The following is a 20,999-nucleotide window of genomic DNA, read 5'->3' on the forward strand; positions in this document are numbered from 1 at the left end:
CTGACGCAAATGATTTCGTGTGTTCTTTTCGATTTGGACAATACGCTCCTGCTAAAGGAACCGTCTCTCCCTGAAAAGATTTGGGAAGTGGTTTCCTCTGTTTCTCCTGAGGTGTCACAGGAAACGGTAGAAAAAGCATATGCGGCAAGCGAGCTTTGGATAGGAAAGCAAATTCAAAAAGAAAACGAAACCGGCGTGCGCGCCAGTGACGAGGAATTTTTTGCGGGTGTGCTTTCCTCCTATCGCCGGTTCTTGCCTTTGAACGAGGAGCTGACCGACCGGCTTTTGCCGGTGCTGTACGGAAAATATCCGATGGAGTATCAAGTAACGCCTCATGCGAGGGAGACCTTGCGGTATCTTTCAGAAAAGGGGTATTTTCTGGGGATCGTCAGCAACAACCATTCACAGGTAAGAGAAACATTGTCAACTTTGGAATTGACCGATTATTTTAACAGCGTCATCATTTCCGAAGAGGTAAATCTCTATAAGCCGGATCCGAAAATTTTGGAGCTTGCTTGCCAAAATATCGGCGTCCCCCGCGGGAACAGCATCTATGTAGGCGACCACCCCTTCGATGTTCTGTGCGCCCACCAGGCGCAGATGCCCGCCGTCTGGTTTCCGCCCAATCCGTTTTTTGAACTGCCGGAGGAAATCAGCCCGCCGGAATATGTGATTCACGACCTGGAAGAGTTGTGCGCTGTTTTTTAGTACGGGCTTTTCGAAAATGAAACCTACGATCACCGCTTCAACGGCGTTACAGGCGACGCAGCCGCTTTTTGTAAAGCCATTTCTCCGACAATTTCCACTTGTCAAAGCAATCTAAAGCGGCTATAATAGAAAAGTCCGGTGCTCTTAGCTAATAACTAATTTACTAAAATCTAAATTCGGGGATGTAAAGGTTTCGACGGGGAAGAAGAGCCCTGGTAAGCGAGCCGCAGTGCGGAACTGCGATAAAATCCGCAAACTTTAAAATTAAACGACAACAATACTGTTGCTGTTGCTGCTTAAATAAGCAGCCGTTCTTACCCGGAGCACCGCGGCCGGGATAAGAGCGTCGATGAGCGGTGAACGTGAGCAGGCGCGCCGCCTTTCGCCCTGCCATGACTTAAAAGGCTACCGAAACCCGAAGCTTGCTTTTCAGCGCCGGGCCGGGGGAATCCCAAACGATAAGCTACGCTCGTAGAAAGCCTTGGTAATTCTTTTTCGGACGTGGGTTCGATTCCCACCATCTCCACCACAGAAAAGGCCCACCCGCAAGGGTGGGTTTTTTCTGTGGTGGAGATGGCGAAACAGCAGAGTTACGGTCGAAGGAAATCCGCGAAGCGGATTTCAGGAGCGTCGCGGGGAGAAGGCAGCGGACAGCAGAAGCTCCGCGCGGCGTTTCGGACAAAGTGGGTTCGATTCCCACCATCTCCACCAAACAGTGCAAATCCAAACTCAAAGAGTTTGGATTTTGCTTTTTATGCTCCACCAAATCGGAATAATCCGAACCTATTTGTATTGCCAAATGGGTTTGGATTTTTCCTTTATCGGGAAGAAATAGCAGAATAAGAGGAAATGGCTCTCACCTATAAAGTGGGAGCCGTTTTCTTTTAGCTATTCTTTTTTATGTTGTTCTATTTCATCTCCTTTGGCTTTCTTCCATTCCTCGAGTTGCTTTTGTCCCTCCGGGCTTTCAAAGAAGCGGCGCATATGGGGAAGAATCGTTCTAGCCAGGCTTTCAATTACGCTGTCAGGTACGGTTTCAGGTTTCAGGTGAATGAGCCGTCACCCCCGCCGCAGTGCTGGGAGAAGTGAATTGGTCGATGGTGGCAAGCGCGGCGGCGCTGGCGGGAATTTTGTCTTTGCTGACCAGTGTAGCCGGACTGCCTGAAATAAAAGCTTGAAAACTTTGTTTTCAAGCTTCCTGAAGCTTTGCTGGCTGCGCCAAACCGCAAAACATTCTTGTGTTTTTAGGCTTCTGTAAGGAGGAAGGATATGATAAAAATCAGAAAACAGCTCTGCCCGGAAAGCAAATATTGTCTCAAGTGTTCCTATACTCGGACCCCCAGCCGGATCGTGGTACATAACACGGCCAGCGATGCCCCGGCGTTGAATGAGATCACCTACATGGCAAATAACGGCTATGAGGTGAGCTGCCACTACGCCGTGGACGAAAAGGAGGCCGTGCGGGGCCTGCCGCTGGATCGGAACGCGTGGGGCAGCGGGGACGGTCACGGCGAGGGAAACATGGAGGGGATCCATATTGAGATCTGCTGGTCGAAGTCTGGCGGGGAGCGGTTTGAGAAGGCGGAGCGAAACGCGGCGGAGCTGATCGCCCAGCTGCTGAAACAATACGGCTGGGGCATCGACAAGGTAACAAAGCACCAGGACTATGACGGGAAATACTGCCCCCACAGAACATTAGACCTGGGCTGGCAGCGGTTTTTGAACATGATACAACAGGAAATGGAGGAAGAAGCAGTGACTTACGAGCAGTGGAAGGAATATCAGGAGAAGTACGAAAAGGAGCAGGCGGCAAAACAAACCAGTAAGTGGGCCCAGCCCGCAGTGGCCTACTGCATGGAAAACGGCCTGATGAGCGGGGACAAGGAAGGCACCTTTCGACCCCAGGCGGAGATCACTCGCCAGGAGGTGGCTCAGGTGGCCATGGATCTGCACGAGAAGCTGAAAAAGCGCTGGATCAGTAGAATAGAGCGAAAAAGCGCAAAAAGGGGCAGGCTCAAAGAGCCTGCCCTAAATTTTTGAAAATTTGTGACTTTGTGTGCCTCAAGCGCCGCAGGCTGCGCCCAGCTCTACCGCCTGGCGGTTAAAGCCCAGCATTTCGGCCTTGCGGGCGGGCACGCATTTTTGAATGGCCTGATCCAGCGTTTCTGGGGTGCAGAAGCCAAAGTCTCCCTTGGCGGCGCACACCTCGTGGAACAGCTTTCCCACAAGGATCATATTGGCAAGGCCCTTTAGGCCCTTTCCCTCCGCCCAAGCGGAGGCGGGAACATAGTGGACGGTCACATCGGCGCGCTCCACCTTTTTATCGATGAGGGAGCTGTCAATGAGCACCGTGCCGCCGGGCTCCACCGCATCGATAAATTTATCCAGGGAGGGCAGGTTCATAGCCACCAGCACATTGGGGTTGGTGACCAGTGGAGAGCCAATGGGCTCATCGGAAATACATACGCTGCAATTTGCCGTGCCGCCCCGCATTTCCGGGCCATAGGAGGGCAGCCAGGAAATTTCCTTGTTTTCAATGAGCCCGGCATAGGCGGCCACCTTACCGGCAAACAGCACGCCCTGCCCGCCGAACCCGGCAAAGATCATATTCAGGTTTTTCATGTGTATGACCACGTTCCTTTCTTTGTCAGCTTGTCTGTAAGGCTAAATCACTTTACAACCTTGACGCCTTCCGAGATGTCCTTATATACGCCCAGGGGGTAGTAGGGAACCATGTTTTCGTTCATCCACTGAATGGCCTCCACCGGGGAAAGCCCCCAGTTGGTGGGACAGGTGGAAAGCACTTCTACAATGGAATAGCCCTTGCCGTCCAGCTGGTTCTGGAAAGCCTTTTTGATGGCTTTCCGGGCGATATTCACATTTTTCACATCGCTGACGGTCACACGCTGAGCAAACGCCACGCCGTCCAGGGTGGAAAGCAGCTCGCAGACCCGCACGGGATATCCGGCTGTGTTGGTATCTCTGCCGTAGGGGGTGGTCTGGGTGATCTGCCCCGGCAGAGAGGTGGGGGCCATCTGGCCGCCGGTCATGCCGTAAATGGCATTGTTGATAAAGATCACGGTAATATTTTCCCCTCTGGTGGCGGCGTGTACGGTTTCCGCTGTGCCGATGGCGGCCAGGTCGCCGTCTCCCTGATAGGTAAACACCACGTTCTGGGGCTTTGCCCGCTTGATGCCGGTGGCGACGGCCTGGGCTCTGCCGTGAGGGGCTTCCACCATGTCGCAGGCGAAATAATCATAGCTCATTACGGAGCAGCCCACCGAGGCCACGCCCACGGTGCGGCCCTCTACGCCCAGCTCGTCGATGGCCTGAGCCACCAGTCTATGTACGATGCCATGGGTGCAGCCGGGGCAGTAGTGCAGGGGGGCGTTTGTCAGGGCGTGTGGTTTCTGAAATACGATAGCCATTGTTATCCCTTCCTTTCCGGTTGCTTCAAAAGCTTTTCGATCTCGGCCTGCACGTCCGCCGGGGTGGGGATCATGCCGCCGGTGCGTCCGTAAAAGCTGACGGGGATCTTACAGTCCACACTGAGCCTGACGTCGTCTACCATCTGACCCATGCTCATTTCCACCGTGAGCATCTGCTTGGTGTGGGCAGCGGCCTTCTTGAGCACATCTACCGGGAAGGGCCACAGGGTGATGGGACGAATGAGGCCCACCTTCTGTCCCTGTTCCCGCAGCTTGTTCACAGCGCTTCTGGCCACGCGGGCGGAGGCGCCGTAAGCAACCACGATCAGGTCGGCGTCCTCGGTGAGATATTCCTCGGCCCGCTGCTCGTTCTTTTGGATCATTTCATACCGCTCATACCGCTCCAGCACCAGGCTTTCCAGCTTATCCGGAGTGAGATACAGGGAATTTATCACATTGTGTTCCCTCTTGTTTTCGTGGCCGCAGGCCGCCCAAGGCTTTTCTATGGGCTGCTTCGCGCCCTCCTCCGGCAGCTCTACCGGCTCCATCATCTGGCCCAGCATGCCGTCCGCCAAAATCATGGAGGGCATGCGGTACTTATCCGCCAGGTCGAAAGCGTCGGAAACCAGATCTACCATTTCCTGCACGGTAGAGGGGGCAAACACCAGGATCTGGTAATCGCCGTGGCCGCCTGCCTTGGTGGCCTGCCAGTAATCGGACTGGGAGGGCTGAATGCCGCCCAGGCCCGGGCCGCCCCGCTGCACATTGATGATCAGCGCCGGCAGGTCGGAGCCCGCCATGTAGGAAATACCCTCGCTCTTCAGGCTGATGCCGGGCGAGGAGGAAGAGGTCATGGCGCGGATCCCGGCGGCGGAAGCGCCCAGCACCATATTGATGGCCGCGATCTCAGATTCCGCCTGCAAATAGGTACCGTCTATTTTGGGCATCCGTTTTGCCATGTAGGCCGCAAGCTCCGTCTGGGGCGTGATGGGATAGCCGAAGAAATGGTGGCACCCCGCCCGAATAGCGGCTTCTGCCAGGGCTTCGTTGCCCTTCATCAAAACTTTCATATGCTTCATCCTTTCCGTTGTTCCCGTGTTGCCTGCAGAACTTGTACCGATAGGAACCATGTGCAGATTTTCGAGCGGATTTTACCGGGAGCAAAACGCGGCTCCCGATAAAATCTGCCGGAAAGCTGTACATTTTATTCTATTGGTACAAGTCCTCAGTCCTTTTCTACAGTGATGGCCGTGTCGGGGCACATGGTGGCGCAGGCCGCGCAGCCAACGCATTTTTCGGGGTTCATCAGACGCGCCGGGTGGTATCCCTTGGCGTTCAGCACTTCCTTGCAGAGCGCGATCAGCTTTAAGGGACATGCGTTCACGCACATGGAACAGCCCTTGCAGACTGTTTCATCTACAATGATCCTTGCCATAAAAATTTCCTCCTTTATAAAAATAAATGCTTGATAAACAGAAATAAGCGATCAGCCGCCAGCTTCCCAGCAAAAGGTCACATAGCGCTTGATCTCGCAAAAGCCCTCCGGCAGGCGCTCTTCCGGCCCCAGGGAAAAATCGGGGGCCGTGGAACAAAGCAGGGGCAGCCCTGTCAGCCCCGCGGTTTTCTGCGCGAAGGGGAGAGCGGAAAGCAGGGTTTCCAGCGTGGTCTCCACCCCTAAATGGGAATTGTTGATGATCCCCGCCGCCTTCAGCCTGGAAGCGGCTTCGATCTCCTGAAGCAAAGCCGCCGCCTCTTCGGGCGTTTGGGAGAGAGCCCGGTAGCGGTTGATCACATAGAGCATGTCATATCCCGCTTCCTCCAGACGGCGGTGCAGCCCGCCCAGGGCGGTAACGCCTGCGTCGTCCCCGCCGGCGTCGATCAAAATAGCACCGGCGTCCGGCTCGAAAATGGAGGCGATCTCCGGAGGCAGGGTAGGCGTGTCCAAAGTGGTTCCGGCAAATACTGGAGCGATCAGGCGGACCCCCTTTTCCTCCAGCAGCCCCCGATATTCGGAGGAGCGAAAGTAGGGATTCACAATATCCATATCCACCACGGTGACCTTCTGCCCGCAGCTTGCCGCCTGTAAAGCCAGATTCAGAGTAAGGTTGGTTTTACCGCAGCCATAGTGGCCGCAGATCACAGTGATCCTGTTTCCCAGTAGTTTCATAAGTACGTTCCTTTTCAGAACAGTCCGGCGGAAAAGCCGGGGCGCTGTTTTATGTTTATGCAAAGCGGCAGTGAAAAGCACCGCTTCCGGCGGCCGGGTAGTGCTGGGTGATTTGCAAAAGACAGTACTGCGTTTCTCTGCCAAAGGAAAGGTCATTCGCGGCTTTCGCTTTTTTGTATTGCTTTATCATAGCACAATCGACAGCGGGATTCAACAAAAAACGGCGCTTTAGTCTGGTAAAATCCGGCAGAAAAAGAAAATTCAGCAGTTTCTACAATTCATTCAAGACGCGTTCATAAATTCCTTACGAAAATTTCAAAATCTGCTTATGACTCCTTCATAATTTATGGGTAAACTAAAGTCAAAGCAAAGGAGGTGAAAAGAGAAAAAGAGTACCTGAACATAATCCTCAATTTTCATTTTCTTTCATAATACTGTCCTTCTATCGGGCGGCGAGCGGCTTTCGCCGGCGCAAATGCCAGCGCCCGATAGATGCGGCAGACCAAAAATTCTCGCCTCTGCACAAAGGATGCAGAGGCGTTATTAGTTGCCAAAATATTTTTGAAACCGGGTGGCAAAGTAAAAACGGGACCGAAAACGAGGTGCATCGGCGCCCGGTTTTCAATTTGCGCCCCGAAAAGAGATGAGATCATATCAAAAGACTGAAATGGAATCAAAAAGCATTTTGTAAAGCGGTTCGAATGTTTTCCCTGAGCGTAGGCGCTACCGCCATGTGCATGCTGGCCTCTTTAAGCTTTCTGAATCTTCCGTCGGAGGCTGTTCCGGCGGCGGTGGAGGCTTCTGTATTCAACGGCGGAAAAGCTTATAAGCCCGCCGCCGCGGTGGAAGCCGCCGGACAGGAGCTTCCGGGAGAAGTGATCCCGCTGGGTTCCACTTTTGGGATCAAATTGTTTACAGACGGTGTTATTGTTGCCTCGCTTTCCGATATTTATACGGGAGACGGCGTTCGCTGCCCGGCATCCGAAGCGGGCATTAAGCCCGGCGATTATTTGCTGGAAGCGAATGGAAAAACCATTGCCGGAAACGCGGATTTGGCCCACAGTATCGGCTCCAGCGCAGGAAAGCCCATTATGCTGAAAATACGCCGCGGAGAAAAAATATGGGAGGCGGAGGTCACGCCCGTTTATGGGGAAGGCTCCTTCAAAACCGGCATGTGGGTTCGGGACAGCGCTGCGGGGATCGGTACCTTGACCTTTTTTGACCCTGCTTCCGGCGGCTTTGCCGGGCTGGGACATGGCATCTGCGATATGGATACCAGCGGAGTGATGTCCCTGAAAAGTGGAGAGCCTGCGCCGATCAGCCTTTGCGGAATTTTGAAGGGAGAAGCGGAGCACCCCGGCCAGCTGAAGGGGTATTTTTCCTCAGACGAGGCCATGGGGCGGCTGCTCACAAATAATGAAACCGGCGTGTACGGCACGCTGGATCAGCCTCCCGCGGGAAAAGCGCTGGAGGTGCTTTCCAGAGAAAAGGTGATCTGCGGGCCGGTAAAGATCCTCACCACCGTAGATGAAAGCGGGCCGAAATATTACGATGCGGAAATTCAGAGAGTCAGCGCGAAAAATCAGCCCACCAAGAATTTGATCCTGAAGGTGACAGACTCCAGGCTTTTAGAGCTGACCGGCGGCATCGTGCAGGGCATGAGCGGCAGCCCTATCTTGCAGGACGGCAAGCTCTGCGGCGCTGTGACCCATGTGTTTACAGATGACCCCACCATGGGGTACGGAATTTTTGCCGAAACCATGCTGGAACAGTGCAGGGGAGCGATCCAACGGGAAAAGGAAGCTCAGAGGAACGCCGCGTAACAAAAACGGACCATCGCAAAGGGACAAGCCGGGCAGATTTTTCCCCGGCTTGTCTTTTTTGTGGCGATTCATGAAAGCGCAGCGCTGAACGGTGCGCCGGTTTATTCCTCTATTTCAAAAGAATTTCATATTGGAAATTTTTCAGCGATCTTTGGAAGAGCAAAACGGCAAGTCCGGCGCAGGCAACGCCGATCAAAAGCAGGAGCCAGGCACTGAGAAGCATCACGCCGTTGAATTGGCCTACGAACAGCAAGAGGATCGGCAGGATCAGAAATACTGCGCCCTGCTGGGCTTCCTCCACGCTTTGGGCTTTGGCGGAGACCCGCACCATCAGGGTGATGGCGATGAGGGAAACGGCGGGGGAAACCAGCAGCATGATAAGAGCCCAGGAAACCTCCGGCAGGATCAGCTGCTGAAACAGCAGAAAGGAGCCTGCTTCCAGAACCAGAAGCATGACAAAGAAGGAGAGAAAGGACACCAGCATGCTGAGCAGAAAGGAGGCCAGCACCTTGGCGCGAAAGATCTGCCGCAGCGTCAGGGGCGCGTACAGCAGGGTTTCCAGGGTGCGCTTTTCCTTTTCTCCCACAAAGGAGGTGGCAGCCATAATGGAGGAGGCCATAATGGGGATCAAAAGGAAAAACACGGGCAGAAGATAGTTTAGAAACAGCCCCAGCAGGGTGGGTTCTATCTCGCCGCTTTGCTTTTCCGCCGGCAGCAGTGTGAGAAGCTTTTGAAGCTCTCCCGCGTCCTGAGGCAGAAAACGTAAAACCACTAGAAACAGCGCGGGCAGAAAAGCCGTGAATACCAGCGGAACTGCCCACAGGGCGGCAAACATGCGCTTGTTGGCGGCAACCCCGCGAAAATCCTTTTTGAGTATGGCCAGCATGGGAAGCTTTGATTTCATCATAAATTCCTCTTTCAATCTTTCGTTGTTAGTCATGAGTAGTTAGTTGCTAGACAGGAACACTCCTGCTCTTACCCTATCATTCTGAGGAGCATAGCGATGAAGAATCTCGTCCTTCTAACAACTAATTACTTACAACTAACAACCAGTATGGTGAGCTGTCATAATTTCAGGCTTTGGCGGTCAGCTTGAAATAGATCTCTTCCAGGGTGGGCAGCTGGGCGGAAACATGGTATACATCGCCGCCTGCTTCCACCACCCGGCGTACCAGCCGGGGGATTTCTTCCTCTTCGGAAACAGTAAGCTCCAGTGTGTCCGGCGCTGTCTTTTTGCCGGGCAGCCCGGTGGGAATGTCCGAGGCCCGCAGCTTTACCGTGACACCGGGACAGATCTGAGAGCGGAGCTGGGCAAGCGTTCCCTCCGCCAGAAGCCTGCCCTCGTCCATCAGCCCGTACCGGGTGCAGACCTCCTGAGCATAGCGAAGCTGGTGAGTACAGAGAAACACGGTGGTTCCCCGCTCCTGCGCCAGGGTGCGGATCAGGCTGTGGATATTTCGGGCGCTTTCCGGATCCAGCCCGGAGGTGGGCTCGTCGAGAAACAGCACCCGGGGCTCGTGGAGCAGTACCCGAGCTAAAGAAAGCCGCTGCCGCATACCGGTGGAATAGGCGGAAAGCTTTTTCTCCCCGGCGCCTGCCAGCTCCAGCCGTTCCAGCAGGGCGCGGCTTCTCTCCTTGCATTTTTCGGGGGAAAGGCCGAATACTGCGCCATAAAACAGCAGGTTTTCCAGGCCGGTCAAATGGTCGTACATTTGGGCGTGCTCTGTGACGATGCCGGACAGGGCATGCACCTGCTCCGGGGCCGCCGCAGGATCGATGCCAAAGACCCGGCTGCCGCCCGAGGTGGGGGAAAGCATACCGGTAAGCAGCTTAACGGTGGTGGTTTTTCCCGCGCCGTTTCTGCCTAAAAAGCCGAATACTTCGCCCGGCTCCAGGGAAAGATCCAGGGAATCCACCGCCCGGGCGCCGCTGGGATAGGTTTTGGAAAGCTCGTTGCTGGAAATTGCGTTCATAGAGTCATCTCCTTGTGCAGGCGGCTGCAAAGCGCCTGAAATTTGGGCTCGGAATGCAGGGGCGTAAAAGCGGGGATTTTCGTAAGGGCCTCCGCAATGTCTTTTTGAATGAACTGGTCGTCTCTCGGCGGGGCGGAGCCCAGCAGGAGGGTTTCCTCCAGCCACTCGTCCAGTAGATCAAAATAAGAGTCGCCATGAAGCCGGATGGGGTAAATCTCAGAGGAAGCGAGAGCCCCATAGCGCTCCAACAGCTCCAGGGCGGCTTCCTTGTCTCCCAGGCTGAGAAATCCCTGGGCGGCGGTGAGGTACAGGGCCAGCAGGATAGCGGGGTGAAGGGTTTTCAGCTGAAATGCCTCGCTCACGGCAAGGGCGCGCCGGCAGGTTTCCCGGAACGTATCGGAATTTTCCCGGTATTCCAGGTAGGCGTTTAACAGGGAGATCAGCTCTAAAACCGATTGGTAGATCCCGGCCTGCAGCAGCTTTCTCGCCTGTCGGGGCTCTCCTATGGCCTGATACGCCTGCGAAAGCAGGGGCTCGGAGGGCATGCGGAGCATGGAGGCTGTGCCCAGCAGGGAAAAAACCTCCTCCGCTCTGCCCAGCTGAAGCAGACAAAGGGCTTCCAGATCAGCGGCTTGTGTGAGAAGCTCCGGCTCCCGGCTTTCCCGCCTGATCCGCTGAAGCAGCGCTAGAGCCTCCTGAATGGCCGCCAGCCCCTGCTCCGGGGTATTCGCCAGCATGAAATGATTGAGCAGTAAAGAGGCTATTTGAAGCAAAAGAGGGAAACAGGAAAAATAGGTTTTGGCTGCTTCCCGGCAGGCTTCCAGCACAGTGGGAAAGGGCTCACAGGTAAAGCGAAGGCAGAGCTCATGGTACAGCTTCCGAATTTCCTGCCTTGTCAGCTGCGGCTCATAGCCCAAAAGCTCGTCAACGCTGAGACCGAAAAAAGCGGCAAGCCTAGGAAGCAGGGTGATATCGGGATAGGTAGCGCCGGTTTCCCATTTGGAAACGGAGGCCTTGGAAACACCCATGTGCTCCGCCAGTTTTTCCTGGGTAATGCCACGTTTCCGGCGGTATTCGGTAACGACCCCGCCAAGGCCAAGGCCTTTTTTGTTCATAAGACTCATCTCCCGCCCTTTCATATAGAGGAATGAGCATTTTAAGGGCAAAGTTTGCTAAGTTGGGATTTGCAGCGTTGGTTACAACGCTCGTGAAGCTGTTTGGTGCGGGAAGTTAATCACTGACCCGACCGTTAAGAAGCAGATAAATTGGAATTTATCTGCCCTTTGCCTCCCCTTATTTATAGAGGGGAAACAGACTGCTTCGCAGTCTGCGGGGACCGCCGGTAGGCGGTGGAAGGGATTGGGCTTACGCAGAAAGCGGCATAGAATCGTTAGCTTCCGATCCCCTCAGTCAGCCTATCGGCTGACAGCTCCCCTTGTAAACAAGGGGAGCCTAAGGGTATTAAACTATAATTCAGCGTTCTGCTTTTGTTCTTTCCTGCTCATCTCTTTTATTATAGGTGGCGGAGGGGTAAAATACAAGAGAGAGGAAAGCTACTTCTATGTAAAAAAAGTTTCCCAATAAGAAACCTGTGAAAAGAAAAACGTACCTTGCCGTTTTTTTCGGGGGGTGATATACTAAATACTGGACTCTGGATACTGAATTCTGAATCAGGGCAAGGGATTTTTACTTACGAAAAAGGATTTGATGGCATGTATCATTTTTTTGCGATGCTTTCCCGTATGAAATATATCACCCGCTGGGGGCTGATGCGTAATACCCGGGGGGAAAATGTGTGCGAGCACAGCCTGGAAACGGCGCTGGTGGCCCATGCGCTGGCGTCCTTAGGCAATGAAAAATTCGGAAAAAGCTACGACCCGGAACGGGCGGCGGTGCTGGCCATGTTTCACGACGCCTCCGAGATCATTACCGGGGACATGCCCACGCCGGTGAAGTATCATTCTGAGGAAATTCGGAAAGCCTACGCCGAGGTGGAGGATCGGGCGGTGGAGCATCTGGTCTCCATGCTGCCGAAGGAGCTTCGGCCCGCTTACAGGGAATTGATGACCATGGACGGCCCCCGGGACGAGGAGCTGAAGACCCTGGTAAAGGCGGCGGATAAAATTTCCGCTGTGATCAAATGCGTGGAGGAGCGGCGCAGCGGCAACCGGGATTTCAGCAAGGCCGAGCAGACCATTCTGAAATCCATCGGGGCCATGGGGCTGCCGGAGGCCGATTATTTTCTGAAGGAATTCCTGCCCTCCTACGGGCTGACCCTGGAAGAGCAGGACTACACCAGAGAAGCCGGCTTGAAGTTTTCCGAGAGTTCTCAAATGGTGTTTTCCAAGGTGCTGAAATAAGCCATAGACAAAAAGCTTTTAGGATCTGTACAGGAAGCGGAGGGACTGTGTTGAAGCTTGGAGCACTGGAGATAGAGGGAAAAGCGGCGCTGGCTCCCATGGCGGGGGTAACGGACACTGCGTACCGCAGAATCTGTATGGAATTCGGCGCGGCGTACACCGTAACGGAAATGGTAAGCGCCAAGGCCGTGGAATACGGAGATAAAAAAACGGCGGCGCTGGCCGACCTGAGCCGGGACTACCGGCCGGTATTTTTGCAGCTGTTCGGAGAAAGCCCGGAAACCATGGCCCTGGCAGGGGAGAAGCTGCTTTCTCTGAAGCCGGACGGCATTGATATCAACATGGGCTGTCCTGTGCCAAAGGTGGCGGGAAACGGGGCGGGCAGCGCGCTATTGAAGGACCCTGAAAAGTGCGCGGCCATGGTTTCCGCCCTGAAAAAGCGGGTCACCGTGCCTGTTACCGTAAAAATTCGGGCAGGCTGGGATAAAAACACCGTGAATGCCGTGGAGGTGGCAAAGGCCTGCGAGGCGGCGGGCGCGGACGCCATCAGCGTTCACGGACGCACCAGGGAGCAGATGTATCAGGGAAAAGCCGACTGGGGAATTATCCGGCAGGTCAAAGAAGCTGTGAAGATCCCCGTTATCGGTAACGGAGACGTGACCGGGGCGCAGTCCGCCTGCCAAATGCTGGAGCAGACCGGCTGCGATATGGTGCTGGTGGGCAGGGGGGCTCTGGGAAACCCGTGGATCTTCCGGCAAATCAACGCCTATCTCACAGATTCCTGCCGGATCCTGCCGCCGCCCGGCGTGGCCGAGCGCGTTGTGGTCATACGAAAGCATATCGGGCTTTTGTGCGAGTACAAAGGGGAAGAGCGAGGCATGCGGGAGGCCAGAAAGCATGTGGGCTGGTATGTTCACGGCCTTCGGGGCGCGGCGGAGCTTCGCCGCCGGGCAGGGCAGCTTTCCACCCTGGCCGATTTGGACGCTTTGCTGGAAGAGCTGTATCGGAAAAATACGGAAGAACCTGAAGAGAGAGAGGATATTTTATGAAGCTGCTGGTACTGGACGGCAACAGCATTTTGAACCGTGCCTTTTACGGCATCAAGCTGCTTTCTACCAAAAACGGGGAATTCACCAACGGCATTTACGGTTTTCTCACCATGCTCCGGCGGCTGCTGGACGAAACGGAGCCCGACGCCGTGGCCATCGCCTTTGACCGGAAGGCCCCCACCTTCCGGCACAAGCAGTACGCGGGCTATAAGGCCAACCGCAAGGGCATGCCCCCGGAGCTTGCGGGGCAGCTTCCCGTTTTGCAGGAGCTGCTGACAAGCCTTGGCTACCGCATCGTTTCCTGTGAGGGCTGGGAGGCCGACGATATTTTGGGAACTCTGGCAGCGGCCTGCGAGGGGCGGGGAGATACCTGCCTGATCGCCACCGGAGACCGGGACAGCCTGCAGCTGGTTTCCCGGGACACCTCCGTGCGTTTGGCCACTACCAAGTTTGGCCAGCCCCAAGTGACCCTGTATGACGAAAAGAAGCTGATGGAGGAATACGGCGTAACGCCCGCCCAGATGATCGACCTGAAGGCCATTCAGGGCGATTCCTCCGACTGTATCCCCGGCGTGGCGGGCATCGGCCCCAAGGGCGCGGGGGAACTGATTCAAAAATACGGCAGCGTGCAATATATTTACGACCATCTGGCGGAGCTGGAAATCAAGCCCGGTACTCGGGATAAGCTGGAAAAATCCAGGGATAACGCCTTTTTGAGCTATGATTTGGGAACCATTCGGAAAAACGCGCCGATTGATACCGAGCTTTCCCATTATGTAAAAACGGAAGGGGAGCCTCAGAAAGCGGCGGCGGCCATGGTAAAGCTGGAGCTCTTTTCCCTCCTGGAAAAATTCGGCCTTACCGCCGGAAGCGCTCCGGCGGGAGAAGCGGCTTCCTCCGGGGAGCTTCCCAAAATAAACGAGCTTTCCGACGGCGCTTCCCTGCTGCCCCGGCTGGAGGACGAGGGCGAGGCCTTCTTTGCCTGTGGGTGGGAGGGCGCGGCCCTGGAAGCCCTGGTTTTTTCCTTCGGGGGAGAGCTGTGCCGGATTTCGCCGGACGAAGCCTTTCTCCGGGCCTTCTTTCAAAATAAGGGGATCAAAAAATATACCCACGATACAAAGCTTTTGCACCGGAAGGCGTTGGAGCTGGGCTGCAAAATGGAAAGCACGGCCTTTGATACCGCGCTGGCAGGCTATTTGCTGAACCCCTCCGCTTCCGGCTACGACGTGCCCCGCCTGGCGGCGGAATATGGCGTGGCCCTGCCGGAGCTGGAAGAAGCTGTGATGGTCTCCGCCGCCGTTATGCCGAAGCTGTGCGGGGCGCTGCGGAAAGCCATCGATGAAAATCAGCAGAGAGAGCTTCTGGAGACCATTGAGATCCCTCTGGCTTACGTGCTGGCGCAAATGGAGCACGTGGGCTTTTACGTGGACCGGGACAGTATTGAAACCTACGGAAAAGAAATGGAGCGCCAGGTCACGGAGCTGCACGATTCCATTGTGGAGCAGGTGGGCTATGAATTCAACATCAATTCTCCCAAGCAGCTGGGAGAGGCGCTGTTTGACAAGCTGGGCCTGCCCCACGGGAAAAAGACGAAAAGCGGCTGGTCCACCAACGCCGATGTGCTGGAAGAGCTGCGGTATCTCCACCCGGTGGTAGACCAGGTGCTTCGGTATCGAACGGTGGCAAAGCTGAAGTCCACCTACTGCGACGGGCTTTTGAAGGTCATCGCCCCGGACGGGCGTATCCATTCCAATTTCAACCAGACGGAGACCCGTACCGGGCGCATTTCCAGCACGGAGCCGAATTTGCAGAACATTCCGGTGCGCACTGCCATTGGCAGAGAGCTCAGAAAGTTTTTCGCGGCGGAGACCGGGGTGCTGGTGGACGCCGACTATTCCCAGATCGAACTGCGGGTGCTGGCCCATGTGGCCAACGACAGCGCCATGCGGGAGGACTTCCTGGAGGGCCGGGATATCCATTCCTCCACGGCCGCCAGGGTGTTCAACATGCCCCAGGAAATGGTAACGCCGGAAATGCGCAGCCGGGCAAAGGCGGTCAATTTCGGCATCGTTTACGGCATCGGCGCGTTTTCCCTTTCCAAGGATATCGGGGTTTCCGTCAAGGAGGCCGGGGAATATATCAAGGAATACCTGAAAAATTATTCCGGCGTGGACGATTATATGAAGCGGGTGGCGGAGGAAGCCAGGGAAAACGGCTTTGTGGAAACGATCTTCGGACGCAGGCGCTATCTGCCGGAGCTTCGCAGCACCAATTTTAACATGCGGGCCTTCGGGGAACGGGTAGCCCGGAACATGCCTATTCAGGGCGCGGCGGCGGACGTGATCAAGATCGCCATGATCCGTGTCAGCACCAGGCTGGAGCGGGAGAAGCTTCAGGCGAAACTGATTTTGCAGGTGCACGATGAGCTGATCGTAGAATGCCCTGAGGAAGAAGCGGAGCAGGTAAAGCGGCTGCTGACAGAGGAAATGGAGCGGGCGGTAGAACTGTCCGTCCCCATGGTGGCGGACGCTCACGAGGGAAAAACCTGGTACGACGCGAAGGGATAAACATGGCCATAAGCTCACAAAAAATCGGATTTTGCTGTCCTGTCTGCGGCGGAAAGCTGGAAGCCGGAGAGCGGGGAGCGGCCTGCGCCCTGGGCCACAGCTTTGACCGGGCCCGGCAGGGGTATCTGCCCCTGCTGCTTTCCCACAAAATGCACTCAAAGCTTCCGGGCGATACGAAAGAGATGGTGGAGAGCCGCCGCCGGTTTCTGGAAGCGGGCTATTACGAATGCTTTCGGGACGCGCTGTGCGGTCTGGCGGCGGACTGCCTGAAGGAAGCGGCGATCAGCCCGAAAGACGCTGTGATTTTAGACGCTGGCTGCGGGGAGGGCTATTATACCGAAGCGCTGCAAAGAGCCTTCCCGGAAGCGCTGCTTTGCGCCTTTGATATTTCCAAGGCGGCCGTGAAAGCGGCGGCGGGGAAATATAAGGGCATTTCCTTTGCTGTGTCCAGCAGCTTTTCCATTCCCATGGCTAACAGCTCCTGCGACCTGCTGATCGATGTGTTTTCTCCCCTGGCCCAGGAGGAATTTCTGAGGGTGATAAAGCCTGGCGGATTTTTCCTCTATGCCGTGCCGGGAGAACGGCATTTGTTGGGACTTAAGGAAATTCTCTATGAGCGTCCCTATGAGAACCAGCGGCAGGACACGGAATACCCGGGCTTTTCCTTTGTCTCCCGGCAGGAGGTAAAAAGAGAGATTCAAATCCCAAACGCCCAAACGGCTTTGGATCTCTTTGCCATGACCCCCTACTACTGGAAAACCGATGTGGAGGGCGGTCAGCGCCTCGCGCAAACAACGGGCTTTTCCACCGAGATCTCTTTTGATTTTTTGATATACCGGAAAGAAGCATAACAGCAAGGGACTGCGGCGTTTTACCGCAGTCCCCGCTTTTTAGATGCTGGATGTTAGATGCCAGACGGTGGTGGCGTTGCTGTGCATAATGAGCAATGAGAAATTAGCAATGAGCAAGGAAGGGCAGGGGCACAAGTGTTGCAAGCAACGCCCGGTAAATTACAGTTTAGCAGTTACCCTTGGCTTTCTCGCCTGTCGGCTCGGTTGCTGTGCCCCGGTGGGGCACGCCCAGCAACGACCGAAGCGACAGCTGAGAACGGTTCGCATCAGCGGTCTCGCCTGTCGGCTCGGTTGCTGTGTGCCGGTGGCACACGTCCAGCAACGACCGAGTTGACAAACGAGAACGGGTCAGAGCGGTTGCTGTGCCCCGGTGGGGCACGTTCAGCAATGTCTGAAGCGACAGCTGAGTTCTCCACTGGAGACCTTCCCCCCACCGGGACGCGCTCACCCCTGAAAGGGGTGCTGGTCTCCGGTGGAGACCGTCCAGCACCGACCGAAGCGACAGCGTAGAAAGCTGTCACGGCAAAGCCGTGACTGAGGGGTTCTGGGCAGAGAGTTGGGAAATGCAGGTTTTGTGCTGGTTTGTAGCGAGCTGGAACCTCTCCCCCACCTAACGGTGGTCCCAGAAGGTTGCAAAGCAACCTTCTTCCCCTATTCAGGGGAGGCAAGAAGTTTCTGCTGTTCGTTAGCCTTACAAATTCCAATTTAGCGTTCTGCTCCCGGTCGGGTCAGAATTTGTCCTTTTGCACCAAGCAGCTTCACGAGTGCCCGCGGCGGCTCGCCGCCCTTCTCTAACAACTAACGACTAACAACTACTATCACCAAAGCTGTCTCCCCTGGGCGTTACTGCATGCTTCGCAGTGGGGGTACAAAAATTGGTCGGAGCAGCCATAGGAAACAGCTCGGGGCTCCTGGTGGGAAAGCCATATCGACAGGTCACGGGAATTGGTCTGAAAGAGAATGCCGTCAACCTTAAATTCGTAAAGGGTCAGAGGTGGGTCGTTCTGTTGAATGAGAAAGGCCGCGCGGCCCAGCTTTCCGAAAATGGAATTTGCCAGCTTTCCGGGGTTTGCCAGCAGCTCATAGATTACGGTAGGCGGCTGGTGATCGCCAATCAGGGAATACAGGCCCGTGGGGGTGGGACAGCCATTGTTATTGGCAACGATCTCCGGGATTTCCGCACCGCAGCTGTGGCAGCAAAAAGGAAGCCCCGCCAGGTCATAAATAGGCTTCAAATGCTTTTTGGGGGCGGTTTGGGTCCCCCTGGTATGTACGCCGATCACGACGCGGTCATTTTTTCGGGGATCAATGGGGTACAGATAGCGGTAAAGGGCGTCTGCGCCGGTTTCGGTGCTTTGCGCCTGAGGAACGCTGGGCAGACTTGGCCTGCTCGGAACGGAAAACAGATCCTGCCAGTTGGCATGGGCGGGATCTCTTTCCGGCGGAAATTTGTCAATGGGCGGTAAACGCATGGGGTTCTCCTATCCGGGACAATACCGCTTAGAATCGTGCGGTGCTGTCCTTGTCTCACTGCGTCTTTTCATAGGGCTCTATGCTGGAGGCAAACAGCGAGGTGAGCTTTGCCATGCCCTCTGTGGGCGGCTGCTGCACCGCTCTGGCGTGAATGGTGTATTTGGCGGTGCTGTCTGTGCTTCTGGTGTGGGAATTGTTGGCCGATACATTTCCGGTAATGGAGGCGCTGCAGCCCCAGAAATTGAAGCTTTCCGTGGTGGAGAGGCTGGAGGAGGAATCGTTGGTGTCCACGGCAGCTTCCTTTACCTCCATATTGAAATCCACAGTGGTTTCGTCCATGGTAAAGGCCGGCATGGGCACCAGGGAGATCAGCGGCACGTTCAGCGTCATGGTTTTGGTGGTTTCCTTGCCGGTGACCTTGTCGATGATCAGCCGGTCAAAGGTAAAGGAGATCGTGCGGGTACCCTTGCTGGTATCGCTGGGATCTACATACGCCAGCTCCAGCAGTTGGTCGATGTAAACCCGGCACAGGGCAAGCTGCCCCTTCGCCACCTCTAAAATGGGCTGGCAGACCAGAAGACCCAGGGGCAGACCGGCAAAGGCCTCTGTAACATCATTAGCTGCGGAGGTTGTCATTTGATTTTGCATACGGTTTCGTTCCTTTCTTCAGATCGAATTGTAGTTTGCGGGAAAAGAACTCAGGAAAGCGGCTTGAGGGAATGCTCGTTGACCCGGGCCATTCCCTCCGGGGCGGAGGCGCTTTGAAAAGAGAGGGAGAGCTCGCTGTAGGGAAGCTCCGGCTCTTCTTCGTTTTCTGGAGACTTGATATCCAGCAGCAGATCCTTCTTTTCATTGCCCTGAGAAACCCCGCAGGGCAGAAACTTCAGTTTGACAGTGACGCTGTCCAGCTCCATCACATTGTGGTGATACAGAGCGGTAACGGGAACCTCCAAAATTTTGCCGGAGGCCGTTCCCAAAGGAAGCCGAATGCGTCTTTGAATAGGGGTATATACCGGTTGATCCGCACTGTCCTTTTCATACCCCTGAAAATACAGCTCCATAGCGGCGTCCTCTATGGCTCTTCTGGCTTCCTGAACGGAAACGCCGATCGAAGTGATCAGATCCTGAAACATTACTTCCATCTGTGTGTGACCCTTCCTATCGATTGTTTTTCAAGTCCGTATTTTTCCAGCAGGTGCTGAAGATCTGAGCTTACCTCCACAACGCGGAACTGTCCGTTGGAGGAGCTTTTGATCGCGGCGTACCTGCCGAGCCGGGCGGGCTGTCCGTCCACGGAGATCTCTTTGTTTTCTCCCAGGTCGGAAATGAACAGCTCGCCCTCTGCCAACGTCAACGCTTCGATGGCGGCTCACCTCGCTTTCTGAAAAATCATGCTGTGATAGACAAGTTATATGCCGCCCTTCGGTTTCTTAGAAGTGCTGATCGATCCGGCGTTATGGAAAACACTTTTTACTTTCATACTGAACCTTGAAAGCCGGAAGGGATAATGGTATACTGAACATTAGCAGAGGGAAAAGCAAATTTAACGGAAATCGGAAAGGGTTCAGCGAACCATGAAAATATTATTTGTCTGTACCGGCAACACTTGCAGAAGTCCCATGGCGGAAGGAGTTTTTCGCCAGATGATGCGGGAAAAAGGCCTGGAGGAAAAGGTGCTGTGCCAAAGCGCCGGGCTCTCCGCGGTGGAGGGGGCCCCGGCGGCGGAAAACGCCATAGAAGCCTGCCGGGAGATCGGCGTTTCTATTTCCGGCCACGAGGCACGGCGCATCACCGGGGAAGAAATTCCGGTGTGGGATCTCTTTTTTACCATGTCGAAGACCCATGGCTACATTTTGGAGCAAGCAGGCGTCCCGGCGCAAAAGATCTATATTCCCAGCTATATTGAAGATCCCTTCGGGCAGGACCTGGAGGCCTACCGGGTCTGCCGGGACAAGCTGCGGGAAGAATTAAAAATTTTCTTTCAGGAATGCGTGCAAAAGCTGCTTCCCTTTGAACAGGACGCTTCCTGAATTTTTGGAAAGCGGGAGAGTATGGAGATCATTCCCATGACAGCCGAACATACAGCGGCGCTGGCGGAGCTGGAACAGCTCTGCTTTTCCCGCCCGTGGAGCAGGAAAGCGCTGGTGGAAGAGCTGGAAAACCCGGCGGCCGTCTTTCTAACGGCGGTGGAGGAAAAGGAAGTTCTGGGCTATGCCGGGATGCACTGCGCCTGGGGCGAGTGCTATCTGGATAATATCGCCGTATTCCCCGAGCACCGGCGGCAGGGCGTGGCCAAAGCGCTGCTGCTTGAGCTGGAGAACAGGGCAAAACGGCGAAACGGCGAATTCCTTTCCCTGGAGGTGCGCGCCTCAAACCGGGAAGCCATTGCCTTATATCAAGCCATGGGCTTTCAGGAAGCCGGGCGCAGAAAAAATTTCTATACCGCCCCGCAGGAGGACGGATTGATTTTCACGAAATATTTTTCGGAAGAAAACCAGAAGAATCAAGGCTTTGAATAGGAGATCGTATATGCTGATTTTAGGAATAGAAAGCTCCTGCGACGAGACCGCAAAAAGAAAACGTACCGTTTTCTTTTCAGG

Annotated in this window: 21 protein-coding genes and 1 other RNA gene; 10 read left to right on the plus strand and 12 right to left on the minus strand. The window is 55.2% G+C overall.

The features are described from left to right. Positions 1 to 9: 9 nt before the first annotated feature. The 3 genes from U8T64_RS09410 to U8T64_RS09420 all read left to right on the plus strand — a co-directional run bounded on the left by U8T64_RS09410 (position 10) and on the right by U8T64_RS09420 (position 2,748). Entirely contained in the window at positions 10 to 708 is a 699-nt protein-coding gene (locus tag U8T64_RS09410) for an HAD family hydrolase (protein ID WP_322183145.1), read from the plus strand. Between the two features lie 178 nt (positions 709 to 886). Continuing rightward, positions 887 to 1,237: a transfer-messenger RNA gene (ssrA, locus tag U8T64_RS09415) on the plus strand. A 740-nt stretch (positions 1,238 to 1,977) separates the two neighbouring features. Beyond that, positions 1,978 to 2,748: an N-acetylmuramoyl-L-alanine amidase gene (locus U8T64_RS09420; RefSeq protein ID WP_322183147.1), complete on the plus strand. Its 771-nt coding sequence runs from the start codon at positions 1,978 to 1,980 to the stop codon at positions 2,746 to 2,748. Positions 2,749 to 2,769: 21 nt separating this feature from the next. On the opposite strand, the gene U8T64_RS09425 is transcribed toward U8T64_RS09420, so the two are convergent. From U8T64_RS09425 to U8T64_RS09445, 5 genes are all read right to left on the minus strand, one after another. Continuing rightward, the gene (locus U8T64_RS09425) at positions 2,770 to 3,330 is read right to left on the minus strand and encodes a 2-oxoacid:ferredoxin oxidoreductase subunit gamma family protein (protein WP_322183149.1); all 561 of its coding nucleotides are present in this window, start codon (positions 3,328 to 3,330) and stop codon (positions 2,770 to 2,772) included. 47 nt (positions 3,331 to 3,377) lie between these two features. Then, positions 3,378 to 4,136, minus strand: a complete 759-nt coding sequence (locus U8T64_RS09430; RefSeq protein WP_322183151.1) for a thiamine pyrophosphate-dependent enzyme — start codon at positions 4,134 to 4,136, stop codon at positions 3,378 to 3,380. Between the two features lie 2 nt (positions 4,137 to 4,138). After that, a complete protein-coding gene (locus U8T64_RS09435) occupies positions 4,139 to 5,215 on the minus strand; it encodes a 3-methyl-2-oxobutanoate dehydrogenase subunit VorB (RefSeq protein WP_437126001.1) in 1,077 nt (358 codons plus the stop codon). Between the two features lie 146 nt (positions 5,216 to 5,361). Further along, a complete protein-coding gene (locus U8T64_RS09440; protein WP_322183155.1) occupies positions 5,362 to 5,571 on the minus strand; it encodes a 4Fe-4S binding protein in 210 nt (69 codons plus the stop codon). A 51-nt stretch (positions 5,572 to 5,622) separates the two neighbouring features. Continuing rightward, entirely contained in the window at positions 5,623 to 6,303 is a 681-nt protein-coding gene (locus U8T64_RS09445) for a nucleotide-binding protein (protein WP_322183157.1), read from the minus strand. 701 nt (positions 6,304 to 7,004) lie between these two features. Between U8T64_RS09445 and spoIVB the strand changes: the two genes are divergently transcribed. Beyond that, positions 7,005 to 8,126 carry a SpoIVB peptidase gene (spoIVB, locus tag U8T64_RS09450; RefSeq protein WP_322183159.1) on the plus strand — a complete coding sequence of 374 codons (1,122 nt, stop codon included), beginning with the start codon at positions 7,005 to 7,007 and terminating at the stop codon, positions 8,124 to 8,126. Positions 8,127 to 8,235: 109 nt separating this feature from the next. Here spoIVB and U8T64_RS09455 read toward each other — a convergent pair whose 3' ends face one another. The 3 genes from U8T64_RS09455 to U8T64_RS09465 form a co-directional block, all read right to left on the minus strand. Further along, a complete protein-coding gene (locus tag U8T64_RS09455; protein WP_322183161.1) occupies positions 8,236 to 9,033 on the minus strand; it encodes an ABC transporter permease subunit in 798 nt (265 codons plus the stop codon). Between the two features lie 166 nt (positions 9,034 to 9,199). Beyond that, the gene (locus U8T64_RS09460) at positions 9,200 to 10,099 is read right to left on the minus strand and encodes an ABC transporter ATP-binding protein (protein WP_322183163.1); all 900 of its coding nucleotides are present in this window, start codon (positions 10,097 to 10,099) and stop codon (positions 9,200 to 9,202) included. Then, the gene (locus U8T64_RS09465) at positions 10,096 to 11,214 is read right to left on the minus strand and encodes a helix-turn-helix domain-containing protein (RefSeq protein WP_322183165.1); all 1,119 of its coding nucleotides are present in this window, start codon (positions 11,212 to 11,214) and stop codon (positions 10,096 to 10,098) included. The genes U8T64_RS09460 and U8T64_RS09465 overlap by 4 nt, the downstream gene beginning before the upstream one ends. 597 nt (positions 11,215 to 11,811) lie before the next feature. On the opposite strand from U8T64_RS09465, the gene yfbR reads away from it, so the two are divergent. The 4 genes from yfbR to U8T64_RS09485 are packed head-to-tail and all read left to right on the plus strand — an operon-like array spanning position 11,812 to position 16,926. Further along, positions 11,812 to 12,459, plus strand: coding sequence for a 5'-deoxynucleotidase (yfbR, locus tag U8T64_RS09470; RefSeq protein WP_322183166.1), 648 nt, complete (start codon positions 11,812 to 11,814; stop codon positions 12,457 to 12,459). A gap of 47 nt (positions 12,460 to 12,506) precedes the next feature. Then, on the plus strand, positions 12,507 to 13,508 hold the full coding sequence (gene dusB, locus U8T64_RS09475; RefSeq protein WP_367575415.1) for a tRNA dihydrouridine synthase DusB: 1,002 nt from the start codon (positions 12,507 to 12,509) through the stop codon (positions 13,506 to 13,508). Beyond that, complete coding sequence (polA, locus tag U8T64_RS09480; RefSeq protein ID WP_322183168.1) at positions 13,505 to 16,075, plus strand: DNA polymerase I; 2,571 nt, start codon at positions 13,505 to 13,507, stop codon at positions 16,073 to 16,075. The genes dusB and polA overlap by 4 nt, the downstream gene beginning before the upstream one ends. Positions 16,076 to 16,077: 2 nt before the next feature. Then, positions 16,078 to 16,926, plus strand: coding sequence for a putative RNA methyltransferase (locus U8T64_RS09485; protein ID WP_322183169.1), 849 nt, complete (start codon positions 16,078 to 16,080; stop codon positions 16,924 to 16,926). Positions 16,927 to 17,744: 818 nt separating this feature from the next. Here the strand turns inward: U8T64_RS09485 and U8T64_RS09490 are convergent. From U8T64_RS09490 to U8T64_RS09505, 4 genes are read right to left on the minus strand one after another with little or no spacing between them, the layout of a single operon-like run. Further along, positions 17,745 to 18,398, minus strand: coding sequence for a hypothetical protein (locus U8T64_RS09490; RefSeq protein WP_322183170.1), 654 nt, complete (start codon positions 18,396 to 18,398; stop codon positions 17,745 to 17,747). Between the two features lie 55 nt (positions 18,399 to 18,453). Next, positions 18,454 to 19,047: a DUF2589 domain-containing protein gene (locus tag U8T64_RS09495; RefSeq protein WP_322183171.1), complete on the minus strand. Its 594-nt coding sequence runs from the start codon at positions 19,045 to 19,047 to the stop codon at positions 18,454 to 18,456. A 50-nt stretch (positions 19,048 to 19,097) separates the two neighbouring features. Further along, a complete protein-coding gene (locus U8T64_RS09500; RefSeq protein WP_322183172.1) occupies positions 19,098 to 19,541 on the minus strand; it encodes a DUF2589 domain-containing protein in 444 nt (147 codons plus the stop codon). Continuing rightward, positions 19,532 to 19,747, minus strand: coding sequence for a hypothetical protein (locus U8T64_RS09505; RefSeq protein ID WP_322183173.1), 216 nt, complete (start codon positions 19,745 to 19,747; stop codon positions 19,532 to 19,534). Before U8T64_RS09505 ends, U8T64_RS09500 begins: the two co-directional genes overlap by 10 nt. A 226-nt stretch (positions 19,748 to 19,973) precedes the next feature. Here U8T64_RS09505 and U8T64_RS09510 point away from each other — a divergent pair, with 226 nt between their 5' ends. Continuing rightward, positions 19,974 to 20,429 carry an arsenate reductase/protein-tyrosine-phosphatase family protein gene (locus U8T64_RS09510; protein WP_322183174.1) on the plus strand — a complete coding sequence of 152 codons (456 nt, stop codon included), beginning with the start codon at positions 19,974 to 19,976 and terminating at the stop codon, positions 20,427 to 20,429. A 21-nt stretch (positions 20,430 to 20,450) separates the two neighbouring features. Next, on the plus strand, positions 20,451 to 20,918 hold the full coding sequence (gene rimI / locus U8T64_RS09515) for a ribosomal protein S18-alanine N-acetyltransferase (protein WP_322183175.1): 468 nt from the start codon (positions 20,451 to 20,453) through the stop codon (positions 20,916 to 20,918). The last annotated feature ends 81 nt before the right edge of the window (positions 20,919 to 20,999 follow it).

Origin of the sequence: Neglectibacter caecimuris, assembly GCF_034335015.1 — a bacterium.
Lineage (GTDB): Bacteria > Bacillota > Clostridia > Oscillospirales > Acutalibacteraceae > Acutalibacter > Acutalibacter caecimuris_A.

Excerpts from the sequence above, each read along its gene's own strand:
- U8T64_RS09410 (WP_322183145.1), top strand. The coding sequence starts at position 10 with ATGATTTCGTGTGTTCTTTTCGATTTGGACAATACGCTCCTGCTAAAG.
- U8T64_RS09420 (WP_322183147.1), top strand. The coding sequence starts at position 1,978 with ATGATAAAAATCAGAAAACAGCTCTGCCCGGAAAGCAAATATTGTCTC.
- U8T64_RS09425 (WP_322183149.1), bottom strand. The coding sequence starts at position 3,330 with ATGAAAAACCTGAATATGATCTTTGCCGGGTTCGGCGGGCAGGGCGTG.
- U8T64_RS09430 (WP_322183151.1), bottom strand. The coding sequence starts at position 4,136 with ATGGCTATCGTATTTCAGAAACCACACGCCCTGACAAACGCCCCCCTG.
- U8T64_RS09435 (WP_437126001.1), bottom strand. The coding sequence starts at position 5,215 with ATGAAGCATATGAAAGTTTTGATGAAGGGCAACGAAGCCCTGGCAGAA.
- U8T64_RS09440 (WP_322183155.1), bottom strand. The coding sequence starts at position 5,571 with ATGGCAAGGATCATTGTAGATGAAACAGTCTGCAAGGGCTGTTCCATG.
- U8T64_RS09445 (WP_322183157.1), bottom strand. The coding sequence starts at position 6,303 with ATGAAACTACTGGGAAACAGGATCACTGTGATCTGCGGCCACTATGGC.
- spoIVB (WP_322183159.1), top strand. The coding sequence starts at position 7,005 with ATGTTTTCCCTGAGCGTAGGCGCTACCGCCATGTGCATGCTGGCCTCT.
- U8T64_RS09455 (WP_322183161.1), bottom strand. The coding sequence starts at position 9,033 with ATGATGAAATCAAAGCTTCCCATGCTGGCCATACTCAAAAAGGATTTT.
- U8T64_RS09460 (WP_322183163.1), bottom strand. The coding sequence starts at position 10,099 with ATGAACGCAATTTCCAGCAACGAGCTTTCCAAAACCTATCCCAGCGGC.
- U8T64_RS09465 (WP_322183165.1), bottom strand. The coding sequence starts at position 11,214 with ATGAACAAAAAAGGCCTTGGCCTTGGCGGGGTCGTTACCGAATACCGC.
- yfbR (WP_322183166.1), top strand. The coding sequence starts at position 11,812 with ATGTATCATTTTTTTGCGATGCTTTCCCGTATGAAATATATCACCCGC.
- polA (WP_322183168.1), top strand. The coding sequence starts at position 13,505 with ATGAAGCTGCTGGTACTGGACGGCAACAGCATTTTGAACCGTGCCTTT.
- U8T64_RS09485 (WP_322183169.1), top strand. The coding sequence starts at position 16,078 with ATGGCCATAAGCTCACAAAAAATCGGATTTTGCTGTCCTGTCTGCGGC.
- U8T64_RS09490 (WP_322183170.1), bottom strand. The coding sequence starts at position 18,398 with ATGCGTTTACCGCCCATTGACAAATTTCCGCCGGAAAGAGATCCCGCC.
- U8T64_RS09495 (WP_322183171.1), bottom strand. The coding sequence starts at position 19,047 with ATGCAAAATCAAATGACAACCTCCGCAGCTAATGATGTTACAGAGGCC.
- U8T64_RS09500 (WP_322183172.1), bottom strand. The coding sequence starts at position 19,541 with ATGGAAGTAATGTTTCAGGATCTGATCACTTCGATCGGCGTTTCCGTT.
- U8T64_RS09510 (WP_322183174.1), top strand. The coding sequence starts at position 19,974 with ATGAAAATATTATTTGTCTGTACCGGCAACACTTGCAGAAGTCCCATG.
- rimI (WP_322183175.1), top strand. The coding sequence starts at position 20,451 with ATGGAGATCATTCCCATGACAGCCGAACATACAGCGGCGCTGGCGGAG.